This window comes from Cobetia sp. 14N.309.X.WAT.E.A4, from assembly GCF_030397495.1.
In the GTDB taxonomy this organism is placed as follows: Bacteria; Pseudomonadota; Gammaproteobacteria; order Pseudomonadales; family Halomonadaceae; genus Cobetia; species Cobetia marina.
On the sequence record NZ_JAPNXT010000008.1, the window covers coordinates 1 to 21583 of the forward strand.

The 21583-nt window shown below is 63.6% G+C and carries 17 protein-coding genes; 7 read left to right on the plus strand and 10 right to left on the minus strand.

All coding sequences use genetic code 11. The features are described 5' to 3' along the window. Positions 1 to 686 precede the first annotated feature (686 nt). Both OW493_RS11750 and OW493_RS11755 read right to left on the minus strand, forming a co-directional pair. Entirely contained in the window at positions 687 to 3518 is a 2832-nt protein-coding gene (locus OW493_RS11750) for a heavy metal translocating P-type ATPase (protein WP_289864279.1), read from the minus strand. Further along, positions 3515 to 3973: a MerR family DNA-binding protein gene (locus tag OW493_RS11755; RefSeq protein WP_289864280.1), complete on the minus strand. Its 459-nt coding sequence runs from the start codon at positions 3971 to 3973 to the stop codon at positions 3515 to 3517. The genes OW493_RS11750 and OW493_RS11755 overlap by 4 nt, the downstream gene beginning before the upstream one ends. 444 nt (positions 3974 to 4417) lie before the next feature. On the opposite strand from OW493_RS11755, the gene OW493_RS11760 reads away from it, so the two are divergent. Further along, positions 4418 to 5671, plus strand: coding sequence for an outer membrane protein transport protein (locus OW493_RS11760; RefSeq protein ID WP_240499638.1), 1254 nt, complete (start codon positions 4418 to 4420; stop codon positions 5669 to 5671). A gap of 169 nt (positions 5672 to 5840) precedes the next feature. On the opposite strand, the gene OW493_RS11765 is transcribed toward OW493_RS11760, so the two are convergent. The 6 genes from OW493_RS11765 to OW493_RS11790 form a co-directional block, all read right to left on the minus strand. Beyond that, entirely contained in the window at positions 5841 to 6923 is a 1083-nt protein-coding gene (locus OW493_RS11765; protein WP_169477284.1) for a porin, read from the minus strand. Between the two features lie 300 nt (positions 6924 to 7223). Then, a complete protein-coding gene (locus tag OW493_RS11770; RefSeq protein ID WP_289864335.1) occupies positions 7224 to 8819 on the minus strand; it encodes an ABC transporter ATP-binding protein in 1596 nt (531 codons plus the stop codon). 147 nt (positions 8820 to 8966) lie between these two features. Further along, positions 8967 to 9890, minus strand: a complete 924-nt coding sequence (locus OW493_RS11775; protein WP_084207794.1) for an ABC transporter permease subunit — start codon at positions 9888 to 9890, stop codon at positions 8967 to 8969. Between the two features lie 14 nt (positions 9891 to 9904). Further along, complete coding sequence (oppB, locus tag OW493_RS11780) at positions 9905 to 10831, minus strand: oligopeptide ABC transporter permease OppB (RefSeq protein ID WP_077377715.1); 927 nt, start codon at positions 10829 to 10831, stop codon at positions 9905 to 9907. Positions 10832 to 10890: 59 nt separating this feature from the next. After that, positions 10891 to 12546, minus strand: a complete 1656-nt coding sequence (locus OW493_RS11785; RefSeq protein ID WP_289864281.1) for a peptide ABC transporter substrate-binding protein — start codon at positions 12544 to 12546, stop codon at positions 10891 to 10893. Between the two features lie 150 nt (positions 12547 to 12696). Then, complete coding sequence (locus OW493_RS11790) at positions 12697 to 14322, minus strand: peptide ABC transporter substrate-binding protein (RefSeq protein WP_077377718.1); 1626 nt, start codon at positions 14320 to 14322, stop codon at positions 12697 to 12699. Positions 14323 to 14751: 429 nt separating this feature from the next. Here OW493_RS11790 and prfB point away from each other — a divergent pair. The 6 genes from prfB to OW493_RS11820 all read left to right on the plus strand — a co-directional run bounded on the left by prfB (position 14752) and on the right by OW493_RS11820 (position 20283). Further along, positions 14752 to 15850, plus strand: a protein-coding gene (prfB, locus tag OW493_RS11795) for a peptide chain release factor 2 (RefSeq protein WP_103751451.1) whose coding sequence is annotated in 2 segments (ribosomal slippage) — positions 14752 to 14826 and positions 14828 to 15850 — 1098 coding nt in all. Because the reading frame shifts where the segments join, the coding sequence is not laid out codon by codon here. 162 nt (positions 15851 to 16012) lie between these two features. Beyond that, positions 16013 to 17551, plus strand: coding sequence for a lysine--tRNA ligase (gene lysS, locus OW493_RS11800; protein ID WP_289864282.1), 1539 nt, complete (start codon positions 16013 to 16015; stop codon positions 17549 to 17551). A gap of 353 nt (positions 17552 to 17904) precedes the next feature. After that, complete coding sequence (locus tag OW493_RS11805; RefSeq protein WP_289864283.1) at positions 17905 to 18288, plus strand: hypothetical protein; 384 nt, start codon at positions 17905 to 17907, stop codon at positions 18286 to 18288. Between the two features lie 254 nt (positions 18289 to 18542). Continuing rightward, entirely contained in the window at positions 18543 to 18854 is a 312-nt protein-coding gene (locus OW493_RS11810; protein ID WP_077377728.1) for a BolA/IbaG family iron-sulfur metabolism protein, read from the plus strand. 2 nt (positions 18855 to 18856) lie between these two features. Continuing rightward, the gene (locus tag OW493_RS11815; RefSeq protein WP_279856006.1) at positions 18857 to 19780 is read left to right on the plus strand and encodes a hypothetical protein; all 924 of its coding nucleotides are present in this window, start codon (positions 18857 to 18859) and stop codon (positions 19778 to 19780) included. Then, positions 19777 to 20283: a GNAT family N-acetyltransferase gene (locus tag OW493_RS11820; RefSeq protein ID WP_084207799.1), complete on the plus strand. Its 507-nt coding sequence runs from the start codon at positions 19777 to 19779 to the stop codon at positions 20281 to 20283. Before OW493_RS11815 ends, OW493_RS11820 begins: the two co-directional genes overlap by 4 nt. Positions 20284 to 20407: 124 nt before the next feature. Here OW493_RS11820 and OW493_RS11825 read toward each other — a convergent pair whose 3' ends face one another. Continuing rightward, positions 20408 to 20668: a cell division protein ZapB gene (locus OW493_RS11825; RefSeq protein ID WP_077377738.1), complete on the minus strand. Its 261-nt coding sequence runs from the start codon at positions 20666 to 20668 to the stop codon at positions 20408 to 20410. 180 nt (positions 20669 to 20848) lie between these two features. Next, positions 20849 to 21499 (minus strand): 16S rRNA (guanine(966)-N(2))-methyltransferase RsmD, encoded by a 651-nt coding sequence (gene rsmD / locus OW493_RS11830; RefSeq protein WP_136939625.1) that lies wholly within the window; start codon positions 21497 to 21499, stop codon positions 20849 to 20851. Positions 21500 to 21583: the final 84 nt, after the last annotated feature.

Sequence of the window (21583 nt, forward strand, 5' to 3'; positions counted from 1 at the left end):
CACTTATACTGAACCGCCCCTGCAGCCCAGCTGCAGGGGCGGTTCTCTTTGTGCGTGAAAAGAGTCGTGTGCGAGACAAAAGCTGCGCTGAGTAAAGAGTGCTGAGCCGGGCGTGCTGGGAACACGCGATGAGAAAAGGTCACGCGTCCCTAGGGTAGCGTTTCTCCCTGTAAGAGTAGCGGATGGCCGCCCCACAACCGTCATGCAAGGCTCGTCAGGCACTTGTACCAAACCGCCCCTGCAGCCCAGCTGCAGGGGCGGTCTGCGTTGGGGTATCGAGGTGGGCAGAGTACGGTAAAGCGGGAGGCGCTTCGTCGAGGTAGTGACGCAACGTTATTCAGAACCGCCGGGAGAGCGGTTGTGGACAGGTGGACGCCAACCAGGAAAACAAGTTGTCCACACCCCCTGGCGGCGTGAGAGCGCCCCGACTTACGAGGCAACTGTCGCTGTTACATGGCGCTGTCCCGGAAGAGCGGCAGGGTCTTGGTGGACATCGGACTCGCTAGAGGCCGACGCGAAGACGCCCTGCCACACAGTGCGTGGCAGGGCGTCTTGAGTTGCCTTCACTGATCAAATGAAGGTGCTACGGATCAGTGGCAGAGCCGTGGTTCATGACCTGGCCAGCCAGAACCACCAGACGATGGCAGCGATCAGGCCAAGCCCTATCAGATTGACGAGTATGCAGATCATGCTGACTCTCCTTGTGGCATGGTGGAAGAATTTCCTGTGCTGTCCGTACGTGACCGAGCTGCCCCCGGGGGAGTGAACCCCCGCAGGCGGTTGGCGTTCGTCACGACCGTCACGGAAGACAGTGACATGGCCAGCCCGGCGATCACCGGCGACAACAGCATGCCGGTGAAGGGATAGAGAATGCCTGCCGCAATCGGAATGCCGATCAGGTTGTAGCCGAAGGCACCCACCAGGTTCTGCTTGATGTTGCGCAGCGTGGCCTGGCTGATCGCGATCGCGTCCGCGACCCCTGCCAGGGAGGGCTGCATCAGCGTGATGCCGGCCGTCTCGATGGCGACATCAGTACCTTCACCCATCGCGAAGCCGACATCGGCCAGCGCCAGCGCCGGCGCATCATTGATGCCGTCGCCGACCATTCCCACCACATGGCCTTCCTGTTGGAGGCGGGCGATCTCATCGTGCTTGTCATCCGGTGAGACGCCGGCACGATAGTCATCGATCCCGGTCTCACGGGCCACGGCAGCGGCCGTGTGCTGATTGTCACCGGTCAGCATGATCACCTTGAGGCCAACGGCATGCAGGCGAGCGATGGCGTCGCGGCTATCGTCACGCAGCGGGTCGGCCAGCCCGAAGACGGCGATCAATGCATTGTCACGTGCCATCAGGATCACGGTGCGGGCATTGTCTTCCAGCGACGTGATCTGCTCACTCAGCGGTGCAAGGCTGATACCTGCATCCTCCAGCATGGCAGCGTTGCCCATGCGCCAGGTGCGGCCTGCATCGTCCTGAGCCTGAATGCCGCGCCCGCTGATGGTCTGGTAGTCATTGAAGGCCTTGCTGCGCGAGGCCTCGGGACGCTGTGCTTCGATATGTGCCAGCAGCGCGGTGGCCAGGGGGTGCTCGGAGCCCCGCTCTAGGGCATGAGCGGCATCCAGCACCTCCTGCTCGCTTTCCCCCGAGACCCGATGCGTTTCAGTGACTTCCGGCTTGCCGCGCGTCAGGGTGCCGGTCTTGTCGACCACGAGTGCCGTCAGGCGACTGGCGGTCTGCAGTGCCTCACCGCTGCGCACCAGCACGCCATGTTCCGCTGCCTTGCCGACCCCGATCATGGTCGAGATCGGCGTCGCCAGACCCAGTGCACAGGGGCAGGCGATGACGAGAACCGCCGTCGCGACCACCAGCATATGCACGCCAGTCGGGGCGGGCCCGACGTTGAACCAGAGAAGCGCCGCGACAATGGCGATGATCATCACGCTGGGCACGAATACGCCGGAGATGGTATCGGCCAGCCGTCCGATCGGGGGGCGCGAGTTCTGCGCCTGACGCACCTGACTGATGATGCGGCCCAGGCGTGTCTCGTTGCCGATGCGCTCGACCTCGAAGACCAGACTGCCACGCGTGTTGAGCGTGCCGGCAGCCACGTCATCGCCGACACCACGTGAGACAGCCAGCGGCTCACCGCTCAACATCGATTCATCGATGTGGCTCTGTCCCTCGATCACCTTGCCATCCACCGGGATGCGCTCACCGGGGCGAATGCGCACGTGGTCACCGCTGCGTACGTCGTTGACATCGATCTCGCGCTCTTCGCCCTCGCGAATGACCCGAGCGGTACGGGTCTGCAGATCCAGCAGCGCGCGCAGTGCTTTCTGTGTACGCCCGCGGGCTCTGACCTCCAGTGCCTGACCAAGACTGATCAGGCCGATGATCATGGTCGAGGCTTCGAAGTAGAGGCCACGAGCCGCCTGGGGCACCGTCTCGGGGAAGATCAGCACGCCCATGGAATAGAGCCATGCCGCCCCGGTACCGAGTGCCACCAGCGTGTCCATGTTGGCCTGATGATGGGTGAAGGCCTTCCAGGCGCTGGTGAAGAAGTTGCGTCCTGCGGTGGCGAGCACACCCAGCACCGCGATCCCGATGGCCAGCCACACTCCACGTTCGAGACCTTCGAAGCCGGGATGATGGAAGAACATGCTGATCATCAGCGGGATACCGATGCCCAGTGACAGCACGCTGTCACGGATGCGAGAGCGATATTCCTGGTCAGCCTCTTCCTGCTGTTGCGCGTCATTGGCGCCCGGGTCTTTCACCACGCTTGCCCCATATCCCACGTCTTCGATGGCCGCGATGATCTCGGTGGTCGCAAGCTGGCTTTTGACCTGTGCCGTGCGCGAAGCGAAGTTGACCTCGGCATGTTCCACGCCATCCAGCCCATCCAGTGTCTTCTGGATAGTGGCGACACAGCTGGCGCAGGTAATGCCGGACAGCGAGAGCTCAAGACTTCCGCTATCCGTCGGGCTGGCCGGAGAGGGTTCTGCTGCCGATGGAGCCGCCGTTGCGTGATCCTCCGTGGTGTCGTCGCACTCAGTGAGATCCGCTGATGTGTCGCCCTCGGCAGGAGGTTCCAATGCATAGCCCGCCTCGACGACAAGACGTTCAAGCAAGGCTTCCGGCAGCCAGCTGGAGACCTGCAGGACATTGTCTGCCGGCGTACCGCTGACGGTCGCGGACGAATCCCAGTGCTGAATGGCATTGCGCAGCTTGGCGACGCATTTCTGGCAGTGCATGCCGTAGACGTTGATCTCGAGGTTCGCAGGGGTGGCCGGTGCTGCCGGGGTGAGCGGATAGCCGCTGTCCTGCGCCACCTTCGCCACTCCTTCCTCACCCAGCCTCGTGTGTACCAGCAGCAGCTGGGCTTGGGGAGCGCCGACCAGTTCGGCCTGATCATCCTGTGCCAGCAAGGCCTTGCGAATCCTGGTGACACACCCCTGGCAGCTGATGCCGTCAGTGTTCATCACGCTGATCGTGGCAATGGGGTCGTGGCTCATGAGGTCCTCCCGGTGTCAGGGGTGTACGTTCCGTTCTCTTCTGAGGGGGGCGGGAACGATTGCCCCTCGATCAGGCAGCACACCCTGTTGCCATCCGGCACGCCGTCCGGCATGTCCTGCCAGCTCTCCATGGCATGCTCCATGCGCTCTGCCAGGGCTTCCAGCTCGCGGATGCGCTCACGCACTCGGGGCAGATGTTCCTTGAGCAGGTCTCTCACCATGGGGCAGGGGGAGTCATGCTGGTCAGCCTGCTGCAGAATCTGCTTGATATCGGCAAGGCTGAAGCCCAACTGGCGTGCCTGACTGATGAACTTGAGACGTACCAGCGCCTGCTCATCGAAGCGCTGGTAGTTGTTGACGGGATCGCGCCGGGCCGTGATCAGGCCCTGGCGGGTGTAATGGCGAACGGTTTCGGCGGTGACGTTTCCTTCGCGGGCCAGTTCAGCGACTTTCATTGCATCATCTCCTCGTGATCAAGAGTGGCGGAGAGAGCATTCGGCTGCCCTGAAGGTCTATCGGCAGCCAATGTTCCGTGAATGATCCTCAGTGTAAGACCTATGTGCAGGACATAGGTCAAGCGACCCACTACATACGAAAAACCTGATGTTCGACCAATAGGCTAGAGAGGAAGGTGAGAGCCCCGCCATGTTTTAAACGCTGGCGAACAGACGCTAAATGATCGCCAGGACATGGGGTTAGCAACACGATGACAGTGCAGACATGAATGAAAGTTCCTCAAATACTAGAAATCTCCCTATTCAAACAAACGTTCGCCCTTGACTTGAACGGGCGACTCGCCCAAAACGTAGGTGTCAGGGCTATGCATCAACGAACGATAACAACAACATGCAGCTCTCCAAGCCACCTGCAATGGGACGCCATCCATAATGAAAAACAAGATGAACAAACTCACCCTCGGGGTCGCGCTGGCAGCGGCTGCCACGGCTTATGCCGGTGGCGTTCACGCGGGGGCCTTCCAGCTCAACGAGCAGAGCGTCAGCACTCAGGGGACGTCCTTCGCCGGGCGCGCCTCGAATGCCAACGATGCTTCCACCGTCTTCGGCAACCCGGCTGGCATGTCCTTCCTGGATCGCGCCCAGATCACCGGTGGGGTGACCTATCTGGACGTCAATACCGATATTGATGTCGCCAGCGCGAATGATGCACTCGGTCGGCCAGTCTCTGGCGGAGATGACGGCGACATGGTGCCGGGGGCGGCAGTGCCTTCCTTCTATTATGTGCAACCGATGAACGATCAGGTCGCGCTGGGCTTCGGGGTCTATGCGCCCTTTGGTGTGATTACCGATTATGGCTCTGATTTCCGTGGCCGTTATTTCGCCAATTACAGTGAAGTCGAGGTGGTCACCGCCCAGCCGACCATCTCCTACCGCATCAATGACAAGTGGGCCATCGGCGCCGGTGTGACCTACAACAGCATCAAGGGTGAGCTGACGTCGAATACTGTCGATGTCGGCGCAGGGGATGGCAAGGTCAAGATCAAGGGCGACGATGCCGCCTGGGGCTACAACGTCGGGGTCATCTTCCAGCCGGTGGAAAGTACCCGTCTCGGTCTGTCCTATCGCTCCAAGGTCGACTACAGCCTGGAAGGCGAGGCCAAGTACAACAATGTCTTCACTGGCACGGGCTTCGCGAATACCGAGCAGGATGCGTCGCTGGACGTAACCTTGCCGGAAAGCATCGACTTCTCCGTGACGCACAAGCTGGATGATCGCTGGACGCTGATGGCGGGCGTGACCTGGGTACACTGGAGTCGCTTCGACGAGATCGCGGTGGAAGTCGACAACATGAACGACATCGTCGAGGAGCAGGGCTATGAGGACAGCTGGCAGTATGCGGTCGGTCTGAGCTATCAGCTCAATCCGCAGTGGGTGCTGCGTACCGGCATGGCCTTCGATGACAGCCCGACCGTGGATGAGCATCGCAGCGCGCGTATCCCGTCCGGGGATCGCACCATCTTCTCGCTGGGGGCCGGCTGGACGCCGATGCCGGAGCTGACCATCGACATGGCCTACACCTACCTGTGGGAAGAGACGGCCACCGTCAGCCTGAGCGAGCCCAACCGTGGGACCTATGAAGCCGATTACGAGAATGAAGCGCATGGCTTCGGTCTCGGCGCGACCTATCGCTTCTGAGTACGTAAGCGGCTGAAACGCTGAGCGGATCTCAGGACAACCAATACAGAAACGCCCGGTCACATGACCGGGCGTTTTTTGTTGCCCCTGCCGGAGGCCATCCGGCAGGGGCGGGACCATCGCCTCAGCGCGAGCATCGGCGGTCCGTCACCAGCGTCTGACATGACGATCAGAAGTCGTAGCGTGCCAGGAACATCAGCTGGTCGCGGTCAGCACTGTACTCGCTGCCGTCTGACTGGCGGCTGTTGTCGAAGCGGTACTCGGTGGCCAGCGTCAGGTCCTTGACTCGCCAAGCCGCGCCCAGGATCTGATAGGCGTAGCGGGCTTCGCTGTCGGTGTCTTCCAGGTGGTTCAGGCCGCCATAGAGCTCGACGCTGTCATCGCCCCAGATGACCTCCTTGAACTTGTAATTGACCACGAATTCCGCGCCGCGCGCCTTGTCGACGAAGGCTTCCGAGGAGTCCAGGGTGCTGCCGGCGATGTGGTTGCGATATTCCCCGCCGACGAGCGCGATGTACCAGTTGCCCGGCGACCAGTGACCGCCGAGCAACCAGGCATCGACATCGCCGTTCTCGCTGTTGCCGCTCTCGTAGTCGCTCAGCTCCGTATGGTGGAAGACCCCGCCCACCGTGACGTCCTCGTTCGGATGCCAGTTGAGCGCGGCTTCATAGCTGTAGTCGCGCTCATAGCCTGAGTACTCGGTCTCGGTGGTGAAGACGCCGTCCTCGAAGAGCGAGGTCTCGTTGCTGTGCTGGCCATCATGACTGAGCTGGTAGAGCAGGCCGACGGTGAACTCTCCGAAACCCTTCTTCCAGTACAGCGAGTTGTCCGGGCGTCCCGTGCCATGCAGACCACCATCTCCGCTGCGGCCTTCGAAGGTACCGGACGCCTCGCCACCATTGATCCAGAACCAGTCGGTGTTGACGGCCACCATGTCGTACCAGGGGCCATACTGCTTGCCGACCGTGAAGCTGCCCCATTTCTCGTGTGCCGCCCCAGCGTAGAGCATGCGCTTGTAGTGAGCATCGGTGCCATCCTTGAACCAGGGGTCGAAGCCCCATTCGGCCCGGATGATCGAGCTCCAGCCTTGCTGGAACTGATGCTCGTGGATCAGGCGAATCCGCGAGCCACCGTTGTAGATCTCATCGTGTGCGCCATCCTGGATCACGGCAAACGCCGCCAGGCGGCCACTGAACTCGACGCGGTCGGTATCCGTCTTGTAGACCTCGATGGCCTGAGCCATGGGGCTCATGCTCAGCAGTCCCGTGCCGAGCAGGGCTGCGCCAATCGCGTGACGCAGACGAGGGTGAGTGAGAAGGGGGATGCTGGCTGTTGTTGTAGGTTGCATCGTCATCCTGTGCATGTCTTTCCATCGGTGTTGGGAATGCCGGAGCATCCTGCTCCGGCCTCGGTCGGGTGCACGCACCCGGTTGGCAGCCAATGTCGATTCGCGTGACCGACTCGGCTGCCCTCGCCTGAGCCTTTTCTCAGGCAAAGCGGGGTCTTGATGGGCGCCGAAGCGCCCATCAGGCATGTCGTCGTGTTCAGGGTGTCAGTGGTGCGCCTGGCCCAGATCCGGGGCGAAGGCAGCCTGCATCAATTCACGGGTGTAACGCTCACGGGGCGCCTCGAAGATGGCGTGGGTACTGCCGCTTTCCACCACCTCGCCTTCCTTCATCACGATGAGGTGGTCTGACAGTGCACGCACGACCGCCAGGTCATGGCTGATGAACAGGTACGTCAGGCCATGACGCGTCTGCAGGTCGCGCAGCAGGTCGATCACCGTGACCTGTACCGAGCGATCCAGCGCCGAGGTCGGCTCATCCAGCAGCAGGAATTCCGGCTTGAGCACCAGGGCGCGAGCGATGGCGATACGCTGGCGCTGGCCGCCGGAGAATTCATGCGGATAGCGATTGCGCATGCCGGGGTCGAGGCTGACCTCACAGAGTGCCTCACAGACCTGTGCGTCGCGTTGGGCGCGATTGAGCTCTGGATGATGCACGCGCAGGCCTTCGCTGATGATCTCGCCCACGGTCAGGCGCGGCGACAGGGAGCCGAAGGGGTCCTGGAAGACGACCTGCATGCGCGAGCGCAGCGGTCGCATGCCGGACTTGTCCAGCGCGGCGATGTCCACGCCATCGAAGTCGATGTTGCCCTGGCTCTTGAGCAGGCGCAGCAGGGCACGACCCAGCGTGGACTTGCCGGAACCGGACTCGCCGACGATGCCGATGGTCTGGCCGCGTCGGACCTCGAGATCGATGCCGCGCACCGCCTCGAAGGCGACCTTGGGGCCGAACAGCGGCCGCTTGATGGTGAAGCTGACGCGCACATCGCGTGCCGAGAGCAGCACCGGCGCATCCGCCGCCACCGCGGCCTTCTCGCCGGCCGGTTCGGCATCGATCAGCATGCGGGTGTAGGCGTGCTGCGGGTTGTCGAAGACCTCGTGGGTGGTGCCGGTCTCCAGCAGCTCGCCGTGGCGCATCACGCAGACGCGGTCCGCGAAGTGGCGCACGATGCTCAGGTCGTGGGTGATGAACAGGATCGCCATGCCGTAGCGTTGCTGCAGCGACTTGAGCAGCCGCAGGATCTGCGCCTGCACCGTGACATCCAGCGCGGTGGTCGGCTCATCGGCGATCAGCAGGTCCGGCTCGCAGGCCAGCGCGATGGCGATCATCACGCGCTGACGCTGGCCGCCGGACAGTTCGTGGGGATAGCTGTCGATACGTCGCGCCGGCTCCGGGATGCCGACCTGCTCCAGCAGCTCCAGCGCCTTGTGACGGGCCGCGCGGCCCTTGAGATCACGATGCAGTGCCAGTACCTCGATGATCTGTCGTCCGATGCGATGCAGCGGGTTGAGCGAGGTCATCGGCTCCTGGAAGACGGTGGCGATACGGTTGCCGCGCAGCTCGCGCATGCGCCGCGTCGAGGCACTCAGCAGGTCTTCGCCGCGCAGGCGGATGGCGCCCTTGATCTCGGCGAGTTCCGGCAGCAGGCGCAGGATGGCGGTCGAGGTCACCGACTTGCCGGAGCCGGACTCGCCGACCAGCGCCAGCGTCTCGCCCTTGTTGAGGGTGAAGCTGACGCCCTTGACGGCGGGTACCGCGCCATCCGGGAGCTGGAAGTCGACCTTGAGGTCATCGACTTCCATCAGCGGCGGCGTGCCCGGCGCCTCGGCCGCCAGTCCCAGGCGAGTCAGGGTGTCGGCGCGAGCCTGGTCGGCGGCGTTGCGCGCTGGCGGCAGGCTGGAGGCGGTGCCGGAGGGTGAAGGTGAAGAGGTCATGATCAGCGCTCCGGTTCAGCGAGTCTTGGGGTCGAGGGCGTCACGCAGGCCATCGCCGAGGAAGTTGAGGCAGAACAGGGTCGCGGCGAGGAAGGCCGAGGGCACCAGCAGCATCCAGGGCGCGGTCTCCATCATGTCCTTGCCTTCGGAGATCAACACGCCCCAGGAGGTCAGCGGTTCCTGCACGCCAAGCCCGAGGAATGACAGGAAGCTCTCCAGCAGGATGACCTTGGGCACCGTCAGCGTGACGTAGACGATCACCGGGCCCAGCGCGTTCGGAATCAGGTGACGCGTCACGACCTGCAGATCACGCACGCCGAGTGCATGCGCCGCCTCGACGAATTCGCGCTTCTTGAGTGCCAGCACCTGGCCGCGCACGATGCGCGACATGTCCAGCCACTCCACCGCACCGATGGCGGCGTAGATCAGGAAGATGTTGCGACCGAACACCACCATCAGCAGGATCACCAGGAACATGAACGGCAGCGAATACATGATGTCGACGAAGCGCATCATCAGGTTGTCGGTGCGTCCGCCGAAGTAGCCGGAGACGGCGCCGTAGAGCACGCCGATCACCAGACTGACGAAGGTGGCGACCAGCGCCACCGACAGCGAGATCTGACCGCCATGCAGGGTACGGGTCAGCAGATCACGCCCGTTGACGTCGGTGCCGAAGATGTGGCCGGAGGCCAGGTCCGGACCGGTGCCGATGGCGTTCCAGTCGACCTCGTCGAGTTCGAAGGGCGTCAGCCATGGGCCGATCAGGCAGGCCAGCACGACGAGGGTCATCACCACCAGACTGCACATGGCGGCGCGGTTCTGCTTGAGACGACGCCAGGCATCGCGGGTCAGGCTGTCGCCTGCCGGTGCCGCAGGGGGCTGGCCGTCGAAGGCACTGGCAGCGCCGGTGCCGTGGGGGGCGGGAGTTGTCTGTGACATGTCAGGGCCTCGGGTCAGTCGTCGTAGCGGATCTGCGGGTCGAGCATGCTGTAGAGCAGATCGACGATCAGGTTGAGCAGCAGGATCAAGGCGCCATAGAAGACCACCGTGCCCATCACCAGGGTGTAGTCACGATTGAGCGCACCCTGCACGAAATAGCGGCCGATGCCGGGGATACCGAAGATCTGCTCGATCACCACCGAGCCGGTGATGATCCCGGCGATGGCCGGGCCGAGGTAGGAGACCACCGGCAGCATCGCCGGTCGCAAGGCATGGCGCAGAATCACCTTCCACTCGCTCAGCCCCTTGGCGCGGGCGGTGCGGATGTAGTGACTGCCCAGTACCTCGATCATGCTGGCGCGCATCATGCGGGCGATGTAGGCGATCTGCTGGATGGAGAGTGCCACCACCGGCAGCAGCAGGTTTTGCCAGGCGCCGCCGTTCCAGCCGCCGGCCGGCAGCCAGCCGAGCAGCACGCCGAACACCAGCGCCAGCAGCGGGGCGATCACGAAGTTGGGCACCGCGATCCCCGCCAGTGCGGTACTCATCACCACGTAATCCGCCGTCGAGTTGCGCCGGATGGCCGCGATCACCCCCAGCGGCACGCCGATCAGCAACGCGGCCAGAATCGCCCACATGCCCAGTTCCAGACTGGCCGGGAAGCCCTGGCTGATCAGCTCGCTGACGTCGAAGTCCTTGTACTTGAAGGACGGGCCGAGATCGCCCTGTACCAGATCACCCAGATAGCGGATGTACTGCATCGGCAGCGGTTCATCCAGGTGATAGGCCGCGCGCAGGTTCTGCTCGATTTCCGGCGGCAGGCGGCGTTCGCCATCGAAGGGACCGCCCGGGGCGACCCGCATCAGGAAGAACGACAGGGTGATCACGATCAGCAGGGTGGGAATCGCCTGCAGCAACCGTTTGAGGGTGTAGCTCAGCATCCAGTGCTCCGTTCGGGCCGCTGCCCGGGTGTGTCGTTGTTATGGGTGGCTGTCATCGGTCAGTGCGAGGAGTCGATATGCAGATAGCGACTCGGGTGCACGTCCAGCGCGTTGGGGGCCCAGCCGCTGATGGCGGGGGTCACGAGACTGGAGGTGACGTAGTCGTAGAGCGGCAGCACCACATCGTGGTCGAGCAGATACTGCTCGGCATCGTGCAGTTGTTGCCGGCGAGCATCGTCATCGCCCTCGCGGGCCGCCGCCTCGATCAGCGCATCGTAGGCCGGTGAGCTGAGTCCGGGTGCGTTGGAGGTGTTGTCGCTGCTGAAGGCGTTAAGGAAGTCGTAGGCATCGGCGATGGTCGCGATCATGCCGTAACGGCCGACCTCGAAATCACCCAGCGCCAGATCCCGGTAATGCACCGCGGCCTCGGTATTGGTCAGCGTCACGTGCACGCCCAGCGGCTTCCACATCGCTCCGAGCGCCACGGCGATCTTCTTGTGGTCTTCCAGGGTGTTGTAGCGCAGGGTCAGCTCAAGCGGGTGGTCTGGCCCGTAGCCCGCGTCTGCCATCAGCTCGCGGGCCTTCGCCATGCGCCGGTCCATCGACCAGTCAGCGAAGTCGAAGCGCGCGCCCTGATGTTCACTCAACGCCTCGGGCACGAAATGCCAGGAGGGGATCTGGCCCATGCCGAGAATGCGCTCGGTGATCACCTCACGACGCGTGGCCAGATTCAGCGCACGACGAATGCGCCGGTCCGCCACGGGCGAGCCCTCGCGCAGATTGAAGACATAGAAGTACTCGCCGAGGATCGGGTAGGTGTGCAGGGCCTCGGCCAGATTGTCCTGAATCCAGGCGTAGTGGCTGGCGGGTACGCCGTAGGCGATCTCGACTTCACCCGCACGGAAGCGATTGAGCGCGGCATGGCTCTCCTCGATGGGCAGGTAGACCACCTCGTCGAGAGTGACGTTCTGTGCGCCGTGATAGCGCGCGTTGGGTGTCAGCGTGATATGCGACTGCGGCGCCCATTCCTTGAGCACGAAGGCGCCCGAGGTGACCATGTTGGCCGGCCGCGTCCAGTCAGCGCCATTGGCCACGATCACATGGCGTGGCAGCGGGGCGGCTTCGCTCATCGCCAGCGTCTGCGCCAGTGTTGCCGACGGATGACTGAGCGTGATGGTGAGCGTCTGCGCATCGGGCGCGGCCACGCCGAGCTGATCCGGGGGCAGCGCGCCGGTATTCACCGCGCGGGCATTGACGATCGGGTAGTAGAGGGTGGCGTTGTGGGCCGCGGTAGCCGGTGTCAGCAGGCGGCGCAGCGCAAAGGCTGCATCCTCGGCGGTCAACGGCGTGCCGTCTGACCACTCAAGCCCCGCGCGCAGATGGAAGGTCCAGATCCGTCCATCGGCGGACGACTCCCAGCGCTCTGCCAGCCCGGGAATCAGCTCGCCGTCGGCGGAGTAGGCGATCAGCGGCTCGAACAGATCACGCACGATGCGTGTCTCCCAGGTGCCGCTGGTCTGTTGCGGGTCCAGCGAGCCGGGTTCGGCGCCGTTGGCGATGCGCAGGATCTGTTCGTCCTGGCTTGCGGGGCTTGTGGAGCTTGTGGCTTGTGCGGCCATGGCGCTGCTGGAAGCGCTCATGGACACGGAGAGTACGGACAGCAGCAGGCCTGCGCCGAGGCTTGCCGCGCATTGCATCGGGGAAGTGGGGGACATGCGTCGACTCCTTGTCACGCCCGTGGGGCGCGACGGCATCTTCTGGTGCCATCCTTGGCAGATGCCACGAGGCCGCCCTGGTGGACAGCCGCGTGAACCCATGACATTCGAGAGAGCGGCGAGCCTGGTCAGAGGCTCAGCAGGCTCGCCTCACTCGGAGAACGAGACCCAGCGCGAGCGGTGGATATCCTCGATGTTGCCCTGCCAGCCGCTGAGCTTGGGATTCACCAGGTTGCGTGACACGTAGTAGTAGATCGGCAACACGGCGTAGTCATCAAGCGCCTTGCGCTCGGCGTCCTGCATCAGGGCCTCTCGGTCATCCATGTCGAGGGTATCGGCGGCCTTTTGCATGTCGTCATCCAGCGCCTTGTTGGAATAGGCGCCGTAATTGTTGGGCACGCCGGTTTCCAGCAGGTTGAGGAAGTTCTGGGCGTCGTTGTAATCGCCGATCCAGCCGGCGCGACCGACATCGAACTTGCCCTGGCGCATGTCCTCGTAGTGCACCGCCACCTCAGCATTCAGCAGATTGACCTTCACGCCCAGCGGCTTCCACATCGCGGCGGCGGCAATGGCCACCTTCTTGTGGTCTTCGCTGGTGTTGTAGCGCAGGGTCAGCTCCAGCGGGTTGTCCGGGCCGTAGCCGGCGTCTTCCATCAGAGACCTGGCCTTCTGCATGCGTTCATCCATCGACATGTCCTTGAAGGGCATCTCCTGGATGTCGTAGTGGTTCACGCCGGTGGGCACGAAGCTGTAGGCCGGCACTTCGCCGGTGCCGAGAATCTTGTCGGTGATGATGTTGCGGCGGATGGAGAGGTTGAGCGCCTCGCGCACCCGCGGGTCTGCCGTGGCATGGCCGTCGCGTGAATTGAGCACGTAGTAGTAGATACCCAGGTAGGGCGCGACGTGGGTGGCGTCCGGCAGATTGTCCTTCAGCCAGCCGTATTGCTGGGTGGGGAATTCGCGTGCGATGTCGATCTCGCCGGCACGGAAGCGCTTCAGGGCGCTGTTGCGCTCCTCGATGGGGTAGTAGATCACCTCATCCAGCGCGACCTCCTTGGCATCGTGGAATTCAGGATTCTTGAGCGCGACGATGCGGGTCTGCGGCTGCCACTCGCTCAGCTCGAAGGCGCCGTTGGAGACCATCTTGCCGGGGTCGGTCCAGTCCTTGCCGTACTTCTCCACCACATGTTTCGGCAGCGGGTAGGCGGTGTAATGCGAGAGCTGGTCCAGGAAGTAGGGCGTCGGGCGCTCGAGGGTGATCTCGAGAGTGTGGTCATCCACGGCTCGCACGCCGAGGGTATCCGGCTCGGCCTCGCCGCTGTTGATGGCCTTGGCATTCTTGATCGGATACAGGATGTAGGCGTAATCCGAGGCGTTCTCGGGTGTCATGATGCGCTTGAGCGCGTACACGAAGTCCTCGGCGGTCACCGGCTCACCGTCAGACCACTTGCCGTCCTGGCGCAGCGTGAAGGTATAGGTCTTGCCGTCATCGGAAATCTGCCATGACTCGGCCGCGCCAGGGATGCGCTCGCCATCGGCGGCTTCGGTGACCAGCCCCTCGAAGAGATCGCCCACCACGTCATTTTCCCAGGTGCCGGAGATCTGCTGCGGGTCCAGCGAGGCCGGCTCTCCCATGATCGCCAGCTTGAGCGTATCGGCCATGAGGCCCGGGGAAGCGGCGATGCTCCCGGCCAGCAGCAGGGAGCTTGCCAGTCGCTTGAGCGCGAAGCGCTTGGGGAGGGCCGGCGCATGAGACGAGGAGTGCAGTAGTGCCATGGTAGGGAGGCTCGCTATTGTTGTTAGGGGGAATACGAGTGATGCCTTCTACCATCGAGTCTTTTCCTGCCTGCTGTCCATGTTAAAAAATGGATAGCTCATGCATGCATTCGATGATCGCCATGCAAGGCACGGAAAATCGGGCGTTCCGGGGCTGACAGCCGTTTGAATGACTTTGGTCGCAGTCGCATGGAAGGCAGGCAGCTGCCGGCTGGCGGGCAGCGTGACGGATACCCGAGAGCGTCCTTCGGCCACCTGGCCACGGATGATGGGGCGGGCATGGTCGCCACGCCGGGAAATGGCTACAATATCGGGCTTCGCGCGCTGTCGATCTGCGCAGGTGTCCAGTGGACAACGTCTCGCAGGCTGTCCCCTTCGACAGGGCTGTCGCGCCCCATTCACGCATCATCGCCTCAAGACAGGACGACCATGCAAGAGATCAATCCGATCACCAACCTCATCAAGGACCTGTCCGAAAGGGCAGAAGTCCTGAGGGGGTATCTTTGACTATGCCGAAAAGCAGGATCGGCTAGAGGAAGTCACTCGCGAACTCGAGAATCCGGATGTCTGGAATGACCCGGAATACGCGCAGAAACTCGGCAAGGAGCGTGCGTCGCTGGAGCTGGTCGTCAAGACCCTCGACGACATGAGCAACGGCCTGTCCGACTGCGCTGACCTGCTGGAGATGGCGGTCGAGGAAGAGGATGAAGGCACCGTGGACGAAGTCGTCCGCGAGCTGGATCAGCTCAAGGCCAGTCTCGAGAAGCTCGAGTTCCGCCGCATGTTCTCCGGTGACATGGATGCCAACAACGCCTACCTCGACATCCAGGCCGGCTCCGGTGGTACCGAAGCTCAGGACTGGGGCAACATGCTGCTGCGCATGTACCTGCGCTGGGCCGAGCATCACGGCTTCAAGACCGAGATCGTCGAGGCGAGTGCCGGTGAAGTCGCGGGCATCAAGTCCGCCACCATTCACATCGAGGGCGACTATGCCTTCGGTTGGCTGCGCACCGAGCTGGGTGTGCACCGTCTGGTGCGCAAGAGTCCCTTCGACTCCGGCGGCCGTCGTCACACCTCGTTCGCGTCCGTGTTCGTGTCGCCGGAAATCGATGACAACATCGAGATCGACATCAATCCGGCCGATCTGCGCACCGATACCTATCGCTCCTCCGGTGCCGGTGGTCAGCACGTCAACACCACCGACTCCGCGGTACGTATCACCCACATCCCGACAGGGATCGTGGCGGCCTGCCAGACCGAGCGCAGCCAGCACTCCAACCGTGACCGCGCCATGAAGATGCTGAAGGCGCGTATCTACGAAGCCGAGATGCAGAAGCGCAACGCCGCCAAGCAGGAACTCGAGGACTCCAAGTCCGACATCGGTTGGGGCAGCCAGATCCGCTCCTACGTCCTCGATGACCAGCGCATCAAGGACCTGCGGACCGGTGTCCAGTCGAGCAACTGTGACAAGGTGCTCGACGGCGATCTCGATGACTTCATCGTCGCCAGCCTCAAGATGGGGCTCTGATCGCGAGGAGACTCGCGAACCAGCGCCCATTCGCCTCCGCCGGTATCGCCGGCGGAGGCCACGAATTCCCGAATCGCGATCAGTCCTGATGCGCTATCCCCAGGCTGATCTTGATCTGTCGTGGCTTTGGCCATGACCCTTTGATACGAGATAGGCCCCTCCATGTCGACAGAGCAGACCCCCGCCATTGATGAGCAGCAGGCCGCCGAACAGGCTCAGGAAGAGAATCGCCTGATCGCCGAACGTCGCGCCAAGCTGAGTGCCCGCCGTGAGCAGGCCGCCGCCGAAGGCAAGAGCGCCTTCCCGAATGACTTCCGTCGTGACAGCCTCGCCGCTGACCTGCAGGCGGAGCTGGGCGAGAAGGACAAGGCCGAGCTGGAGACGCTGGACCGCAAGTCCGCCGTCGCCGGGCGCATCATGCGCAAGCGTGGCCCCTTCATCGTGTTGCAGGAAGTCTCCGGCCAGATTCAGCTCTATGTCGACAAGAAGGGCCTGCCGGAAGCGCTGCTTGAGGATATCAAGGGCTGGGACATAGGCGACATCGTCGGTGCCAGTGGCCCAGTGCACAAGTCCGGCAAGGGCGATCTGTACGTCATGATCGAAAGCGCCCAGCTGATGACCAAGAACCTGCGTCCGCTGCCGGACAAGTTCCATGGTCTGTCCGACCAGGAAATGCGCTATCGCCAGCGCTATGTCGACCTGATCATGAACGAGCAGTCACGCCGCACCTTCGCGCTGCGTGCCGGCATCGTCGCCTCCATCCGCCGCTTCCTCAGCGACCGTGGCTTCATGGAAGTCGAGACGCCGATGCTGCAGCAGATTCCGGGCGGCGCGACCGCGCGTCCGTTCATCACGCACCACAATGCGCTGGACATGGAAATGTACCTGCGCATCGCCCCGGAGCTGTACCTGAAGCGTCTGGTGGTGGGTGGCTTCGAGCGCGTGTTCGAGATCAACCGCAACTTCCGCAACGAAGGGCTGTCGACGCGTCACAATCCCGAGTTCACCATGCTCGAGTTCTACTGGGCCTATGCGGACTACCGTGACCTGATCGCGCTGACCGAAGACATGATCCGCACCGCAGCTCAGGAAGTGCTCGGCACTACGCAGATCACCTGTCAGGGCAGCGAGTACGACCTGAGCCAGCCGTTCATCCAGATGACCATGCGCGAGTCGATCATCAAGTATGGCGATGGCATCACCGCAGCCGACCTGGCCGATTACGACGCCGCACGCGCCACGGCGGAGCGTCTCGGTATCCAGGTCAAGCCGATCTGGGGGCTGGGCAAGCTCGAGACCGAGATCTTCGAAGCCGTCGCCGAGCACCGTCTCGACCAGCCGACCTTCATCACCGAGTACCCGGCCGAAGTCAGCCCGCTGGCGCGTCGCAACGATGCCAACCCGCACGTGACCGATCGCTTCGAGTTCTTCGTCGGTGGCCGCGAGATCGCCAATGGCTTCTCGGAGCTCAACGACGCCGAAGATCAGGCCGAGCGCTTCCAGGCTCAGGTGGCCGAGAAGGATGCCGGGGATGACGAAGCCATGTTCTACGACGCCGACTACGTGCGCGCGCTGGAATACGGCATGCCGCCGACGGCGGGTGAAGGCATCGGCATCGACCGTCTGGTGATGCTGCTGACCGACAGCGCCTCCATCCGCGATGTGCTGCTGTTCCCGGCGATGCGTCCGCAGCAGGGCTGATCGCGCTGCTCGCCTCCCGTGGTGAGTCATCGTGACGAACCGCGCTGATGGCACTTGCGACGCCTCCGATCCTCGATCGGGGGCGTCGTGGTCTCTGCAGGGCGACATTGGCTGACGACGAGCGGTGGCCGAGGCGCAATCGTCACGGATGAGGCGAGGCGGTGCTTGGCTTTGTTGCATGCGAGCGGCCATAATGGTCGGCGTCCTGTCAGTCAGCCGTTTCATGGTGCTGAAGCTGACGACAGTATCGTCGAGGTCTACCGTGCGAGAGCGTGTGCCGGCTGTGTCGAGCCACCCACGATGGCGGTGTCCTGCCTTGGGAATTGTCCCCTGAATGTCCTGGAGAGTGCAGAATGAAGCTGCTTAACCGTTCCGCCCTGAGCGTCAAGCCGACCCAGGCGTTTGTCGACTGGATCAACTCGCTGGAATCCGAAGGTGAGGGAAGTGAGGATCTGGCGCTGGAGGATGTCAATCAGGAGAGTACCGTCTACCTGATTCCCGAGATGGACACTCGCGAAGCGCTGGATGGCTTCGTGTCCGAGCGCTGGCTGGACGTGCTGGAAAGCGAGCTGCGCGCCTGGGAGGAAGACACCCGCCATTGGCCGGAGCCGATGGACAAGGCGCTGTTCGAGCGCTTCCTGACCGTCGAGCACAGCTACCTGGCCGTTGACCTGGATGACGAGGCGCCGCTGGAAGTCTGCGAAGTGGACGACGAGCTGCTGGCGGATCTCGATTGAGTCCGTCGCGCGCCGTCTGTTGACGTGACGGCGCTGTCAGTCAGCGCGACAGGCGTTACAATGGCCTCGGGCAATGTGCTCGGGGCCATTTGCGTTCTGTGGCGGCTTTCCCCGTGGCGGCTTTCCCCTTGGTGTCTGTCACCCGGTATCTGCCACGCGGTACCTGTCACGTGGAGCGCCCTTTTCCCGACATGTCGTTTCATTTCACCTGCCGTCCATCCGCTCGGCGGCTGCCCCATTCAAGGAGATCGCGCATGAGCGTCCAGGCCCGGATAGAAAGCAAGCTAGCGACGCTCGACCCGCTGATGGTCGAGGTCGTCAACGAGAGCCACATGCATAGCGTGCCGGCCAATTCCGAGACGCACTTCAAGGTCACGCTGGTCAGCGAGCGCTTTGACGGCCTGATGCCGGTCAAGCGTCACCAGCTGTTGTACGCCCTGCTGGATGAAGAGCTCGCCGGCCCTGTCCACGCGCTGGCGTTGCATCTGTATACCCCGCAGCAATGGACGGCGCGCGGCGGTGAGATTCCCGAATCCCCCAACTGCCTGGGCGGTGGCAAGCACTGACCATGACCTCTGAACCGCAACGCCTGCAATACCTGGACGCCATGGGCCTGACCGCCTGGGTCGGTCGCTATCAGCTGCCCAATGCGCTGCCCACCGAGGCCTGTGAATGGCCAGAGCCGGTGGTGGCTGAGCCGGTGGCACCTCAGGCACGTCTGCATGCGCTGATTGAAGAGGCGCCGCAACCGACGGTGAGCTCGCCGCAGGCGGAGCCGGCTCCTGCGCGAGCACCGGGACCATCGCCTGCCGCCAGTGCGCGCGCCCTTCTGGGCATGGCGCCGGCCGAGGCCTCCGTGGCCACGGCCGTGCAGACCCGCGAGGCGACGGGGGGCGAGTCAAGCAGCACGGCCTCCTGGGGGACGCCACCTGCTCAGGCGACGACAGAGACAGTGGTCGAGGCGCAGGTCACTCCTCCGGCCGACCAGCCGCCGCTGCGATTCAGCGTACAGCTGGCAGCACTCGACGGACGCTGGTTGGTCATGTTGCCCGGTGATGAGGCGCCGCATCTGGAAGGCGAGGCGTTGCTGAAGGCATTGTGGCGGGCGGCAGGCATCACGCCGACGACAGACCTGACGTTCAGTCACTTCCGCTGGCCATTGCTCGCGAACCTCAAGGCCAGTGCACCGCTGGATGAGGCACGGGAGGGATTGCGGGCCTTCCTGAATGGCCCCGCACGCCGTGATTGGCAGCCCGAGCGGGTCCTGATCTTCGGCAATCGCGAAGACTGCGCGACCCTGCGTGAGGTGCTGGGCATCACCTCCTCCTCGGGAGACGCCGAAACCTCAAGCCTGCTGGACATTCCCGTCTGGCAGGGGCCCGAGCTTGCCACGCTGGCGCGCTCCAGTGATGCCAAGCGCCAGCTGTGGCCGCTGCTGATTCGCTGGGGAAAGGCGTGGTCTCGCGGGATGACGGAAGGCACGTCGTCATGAGCGGGGCTGACGGCGAGACGGGCGCGGTGCGCAAGCTGGTGCTGGACGATGCGACGCTGGCGGCATTGCAGGCCATCGAGAGCACCCAGGCGCATGGGCTCTCCAGATGCCAGCTGGCGGATGTGCTCAGCGATGCCTCACGCTGCATTCTTGGCTGGCATGCGCCAGCCACGCCTGAGCGGCTGGCGGGATTCGTGGTACTGGCGCGCGGCCCTTTCGAGGCCGAGATCGAGGCGATCACCGTGCATGCTGACCTGCGCGGTCAGGGCATCGGGCGGGCCCTGTTGCAGGCAGCGATCGAGCGCGCCAGACAATGGCATCATGCCACGGGGCTGGAGCGCCTGTTGCTGGAGGTGCGCGCAGGCAATGACGCGGCGCGTGCGCTCTATGCGCATGCCGGGTTCCATGTGGATGGCGTGCGGCGCGGCTACTACCCGGCCTTGCCTCCTGCGCCCTCGGGAACTCGCGAAGATGCGCTGCTGATGTCGCTGTCACTGGAGTGAGGTGCCGGCAGGACATCTCTTCAGAGGCTGGCCTTCTGGGGCACATCGCAAGCGACTGCTGACAGAGACGACAACGCCGCCGACAGGAGACTGTCGGCGGCGTTGTCGTGCAAGGCCAGAGTGATCAGGCGCTCTGGGTCTCGCTCTCGTTCTCGCTGAAGCGGGCGATCAGGCCTTCCAGACGGCTCGCCCACTGGTCGCGCTCTTCCTGCAGGCGCGCATTGGCCTGACGCAGCTGCTCCAGTTCCTCGCCCTGGCCTTGCTTGGCGTCGCTCAGTCGCTGGTTTTCTTCCTTCAGCTCATCGACTTCCATCTTCAGCATCTCGATGGAGTCGATCGCCTGGCCGACTTTCTGCTCAAGCTGGGTAAAGAGTTCAGTGCTCATGCTATCTCCTTGTCGGGCCCCAAGGGCTCGAGGGTGTTCGTTGAGGGCGGTAAAAGTATGCGGTGAATGCTGGTGCGATGAAGATCGGCCACCCCGGCAGTCCCTGCCGGAACGGCGCAGCGATACCCGCCTGCAGGCAGACTACGATGCTGCCTTTATCGACACAAGCGCGAAAGGTGCTCAGGCCGGTTGCTGGCGTCGATAGAGGCGTCCGTGACTGTCGCCGGCGCGACTCTCGCGATGCAGCTGCCAGTTGGCGGGGACCTGAGGCGTCAGCTCCGCCTCGACTTCCAGATAGATCATGGCGCCATCCTTCAACCAGCCCCGCGACTCGAGCAGCTCGCAGCTCTCGGCGGCGAGTCCGAGCCGGAAGGGCGGGTCGAGCAGGACCAGGTCCACGCCCTCCTCGGGCGGGGTGCCGCTCTGTAGCCAGTGGATCACGTCGGCGGTGATGACCGTCGCCGGCAGCGGGCCTTCATTGCTCAGGGTCGTGATGTTGTCGGCCAGCGCCCGAGCGACACGGCTCTCGCGTTCCACGAAGGTGACCTGGGCTGCCTCCCGTGACAGCGCCTCGAGTCCCAGTGCGCCGCTGCCGGCGAACAGATCCAGTACTCTGGCGCCACCGACATGAAAGCCGAGCCAGTTGTAGAGTGTCTCGCGAACGCGGTCTGGCGTCGGCCGCAGGCCGGGCGCCTCGATCACGGTCAGCAGGCGGCGCTTGAAACGTCCGCCGATGATTCGCAGACGCCCCGCTGGCCCTGCCTTGCCAGAGCGCGAGGGGGCTGAGGATTTGCCCCGTGCGGGGCCTTTGTGAGGTGCGCGTTTTTTCATGCCGCGAGTCTAGCATGTGCGACGCCGGATGCCGCGTGGTGCGTACCTTAAGGCCTGAAGGGATGGTAGGATGACGCCACTTTC

Bases quoted from the DNA above. Each gene is read 5' to 3' on its own strand.
- OW493_RS11750 (WP_289864279.1), bottom strand. From the start codon at position 3,518: ATGAGCCACGACCCCATTGCCACGATCAGCGTGATGAACACTGACGGC.
- OW493_RS11755 (WP_289864280.1), bottom strand. From the start codon at position 3,973: ATGAAAGTCGCTGAACTGGCCCGCGAAGGAAACGTCACCGCCGAAACC.
- OW493_RS11760 (WP_240499638.1), top strand. From the start codon at position 4,418: ATGAACAAACTCACCCTCGGGGTCGCGCTGGCAGCGGCTGCCACGGCT.
- OW493_RS11765 (WP_169477284.1), bottom strand. From the start codon at position 6,923: ATGAGCCCCATGGCTCAGGCCATCGAGGTCTACAAGACGGATACCGAC.
- OW493_RS11770 (WP_289864335.1), bottom strand. From the start codon at position 8,819: ATGGAAGTCGATGACCTCAAGGTCGACTTCCAGCTCCCGGATGGCGCG.
- OW493_RS11775 (WP_084207794.1), bottom strand. From the start codon at position 9,890: ATGTCACAGACAACTCCCGCCCCCCACGGCACCGGCGCTGCCAGTGCC.
- oppB (WP_077377715.1), bottom strand. From the start codon at position 10,831: ATGCTGAGCTACACCCTCAAACGGTTGCTGCAGGCGATTCCCACCCTG.
- OW493_RS11785 (WP_289864281.1), bottom strand. From the start codon at position 12,546: ATGTCCCCCACTTCCCCGATGCAATGCGCGGCAAGCCTCGGCGCAGGC.
- OW493_RS11790 (WP_077377718.1), bottom strand. From the start codon at position 14,322: ATGGCACTACTGCACTCCTCGTCTCATGCGCCGGCCCTCCCCAAGCGC.
- lysS (WP_289864282.1), top strand. From the start codon at position 16,013: ATGTCGACAGAGCAGACCCCCGCCATTGATGAGCAGCAGGCCGCCGAA.
- OW493_RS11805 (WP_289864283.1), top strand. From the start codon at position 17,905: ATGAAGCTGCTTAACCGTTCCGCCCTGAGCGTCAAGCCGACCCAGGCG.
- OW493_RS11810 (WP_077377728.1), top strand. From the start codon at position 18,543: ATGAGCGTCCAGGCCCGGATAGAAAGCAAGCTAGCGACGCTCGACCCG.
- OW493_RS11815 (WP_279856006.1), top strand. From the start codon at position 18,857: ATGACCTCTGAACCGCAACGCCTGCAATACCTGGACGCCATGGGCCTG.
- OW493_RS11820 (WP_084207799.1), top strand. From the start codon at position 19,777: ATGAGCGGGGCTGACGGCGAGACGGGCGCGGTGCGCAAGCTGGTGCTG.
- OW493_RS11825 (WP_077377738.1), bottom strand. From the start codon at position 20,668: ATGAGCACTGAACTCTTTACCCAGCTTGAGCAGAAAGTCGGCCAGGCG.
- rsmD (WP_136939625.1), bottom strand. From the start codon at position 21,499: ATGAAAAAACGCGCACCTCACAAAGGCCCCGCACGGGGCAAATCCTCA.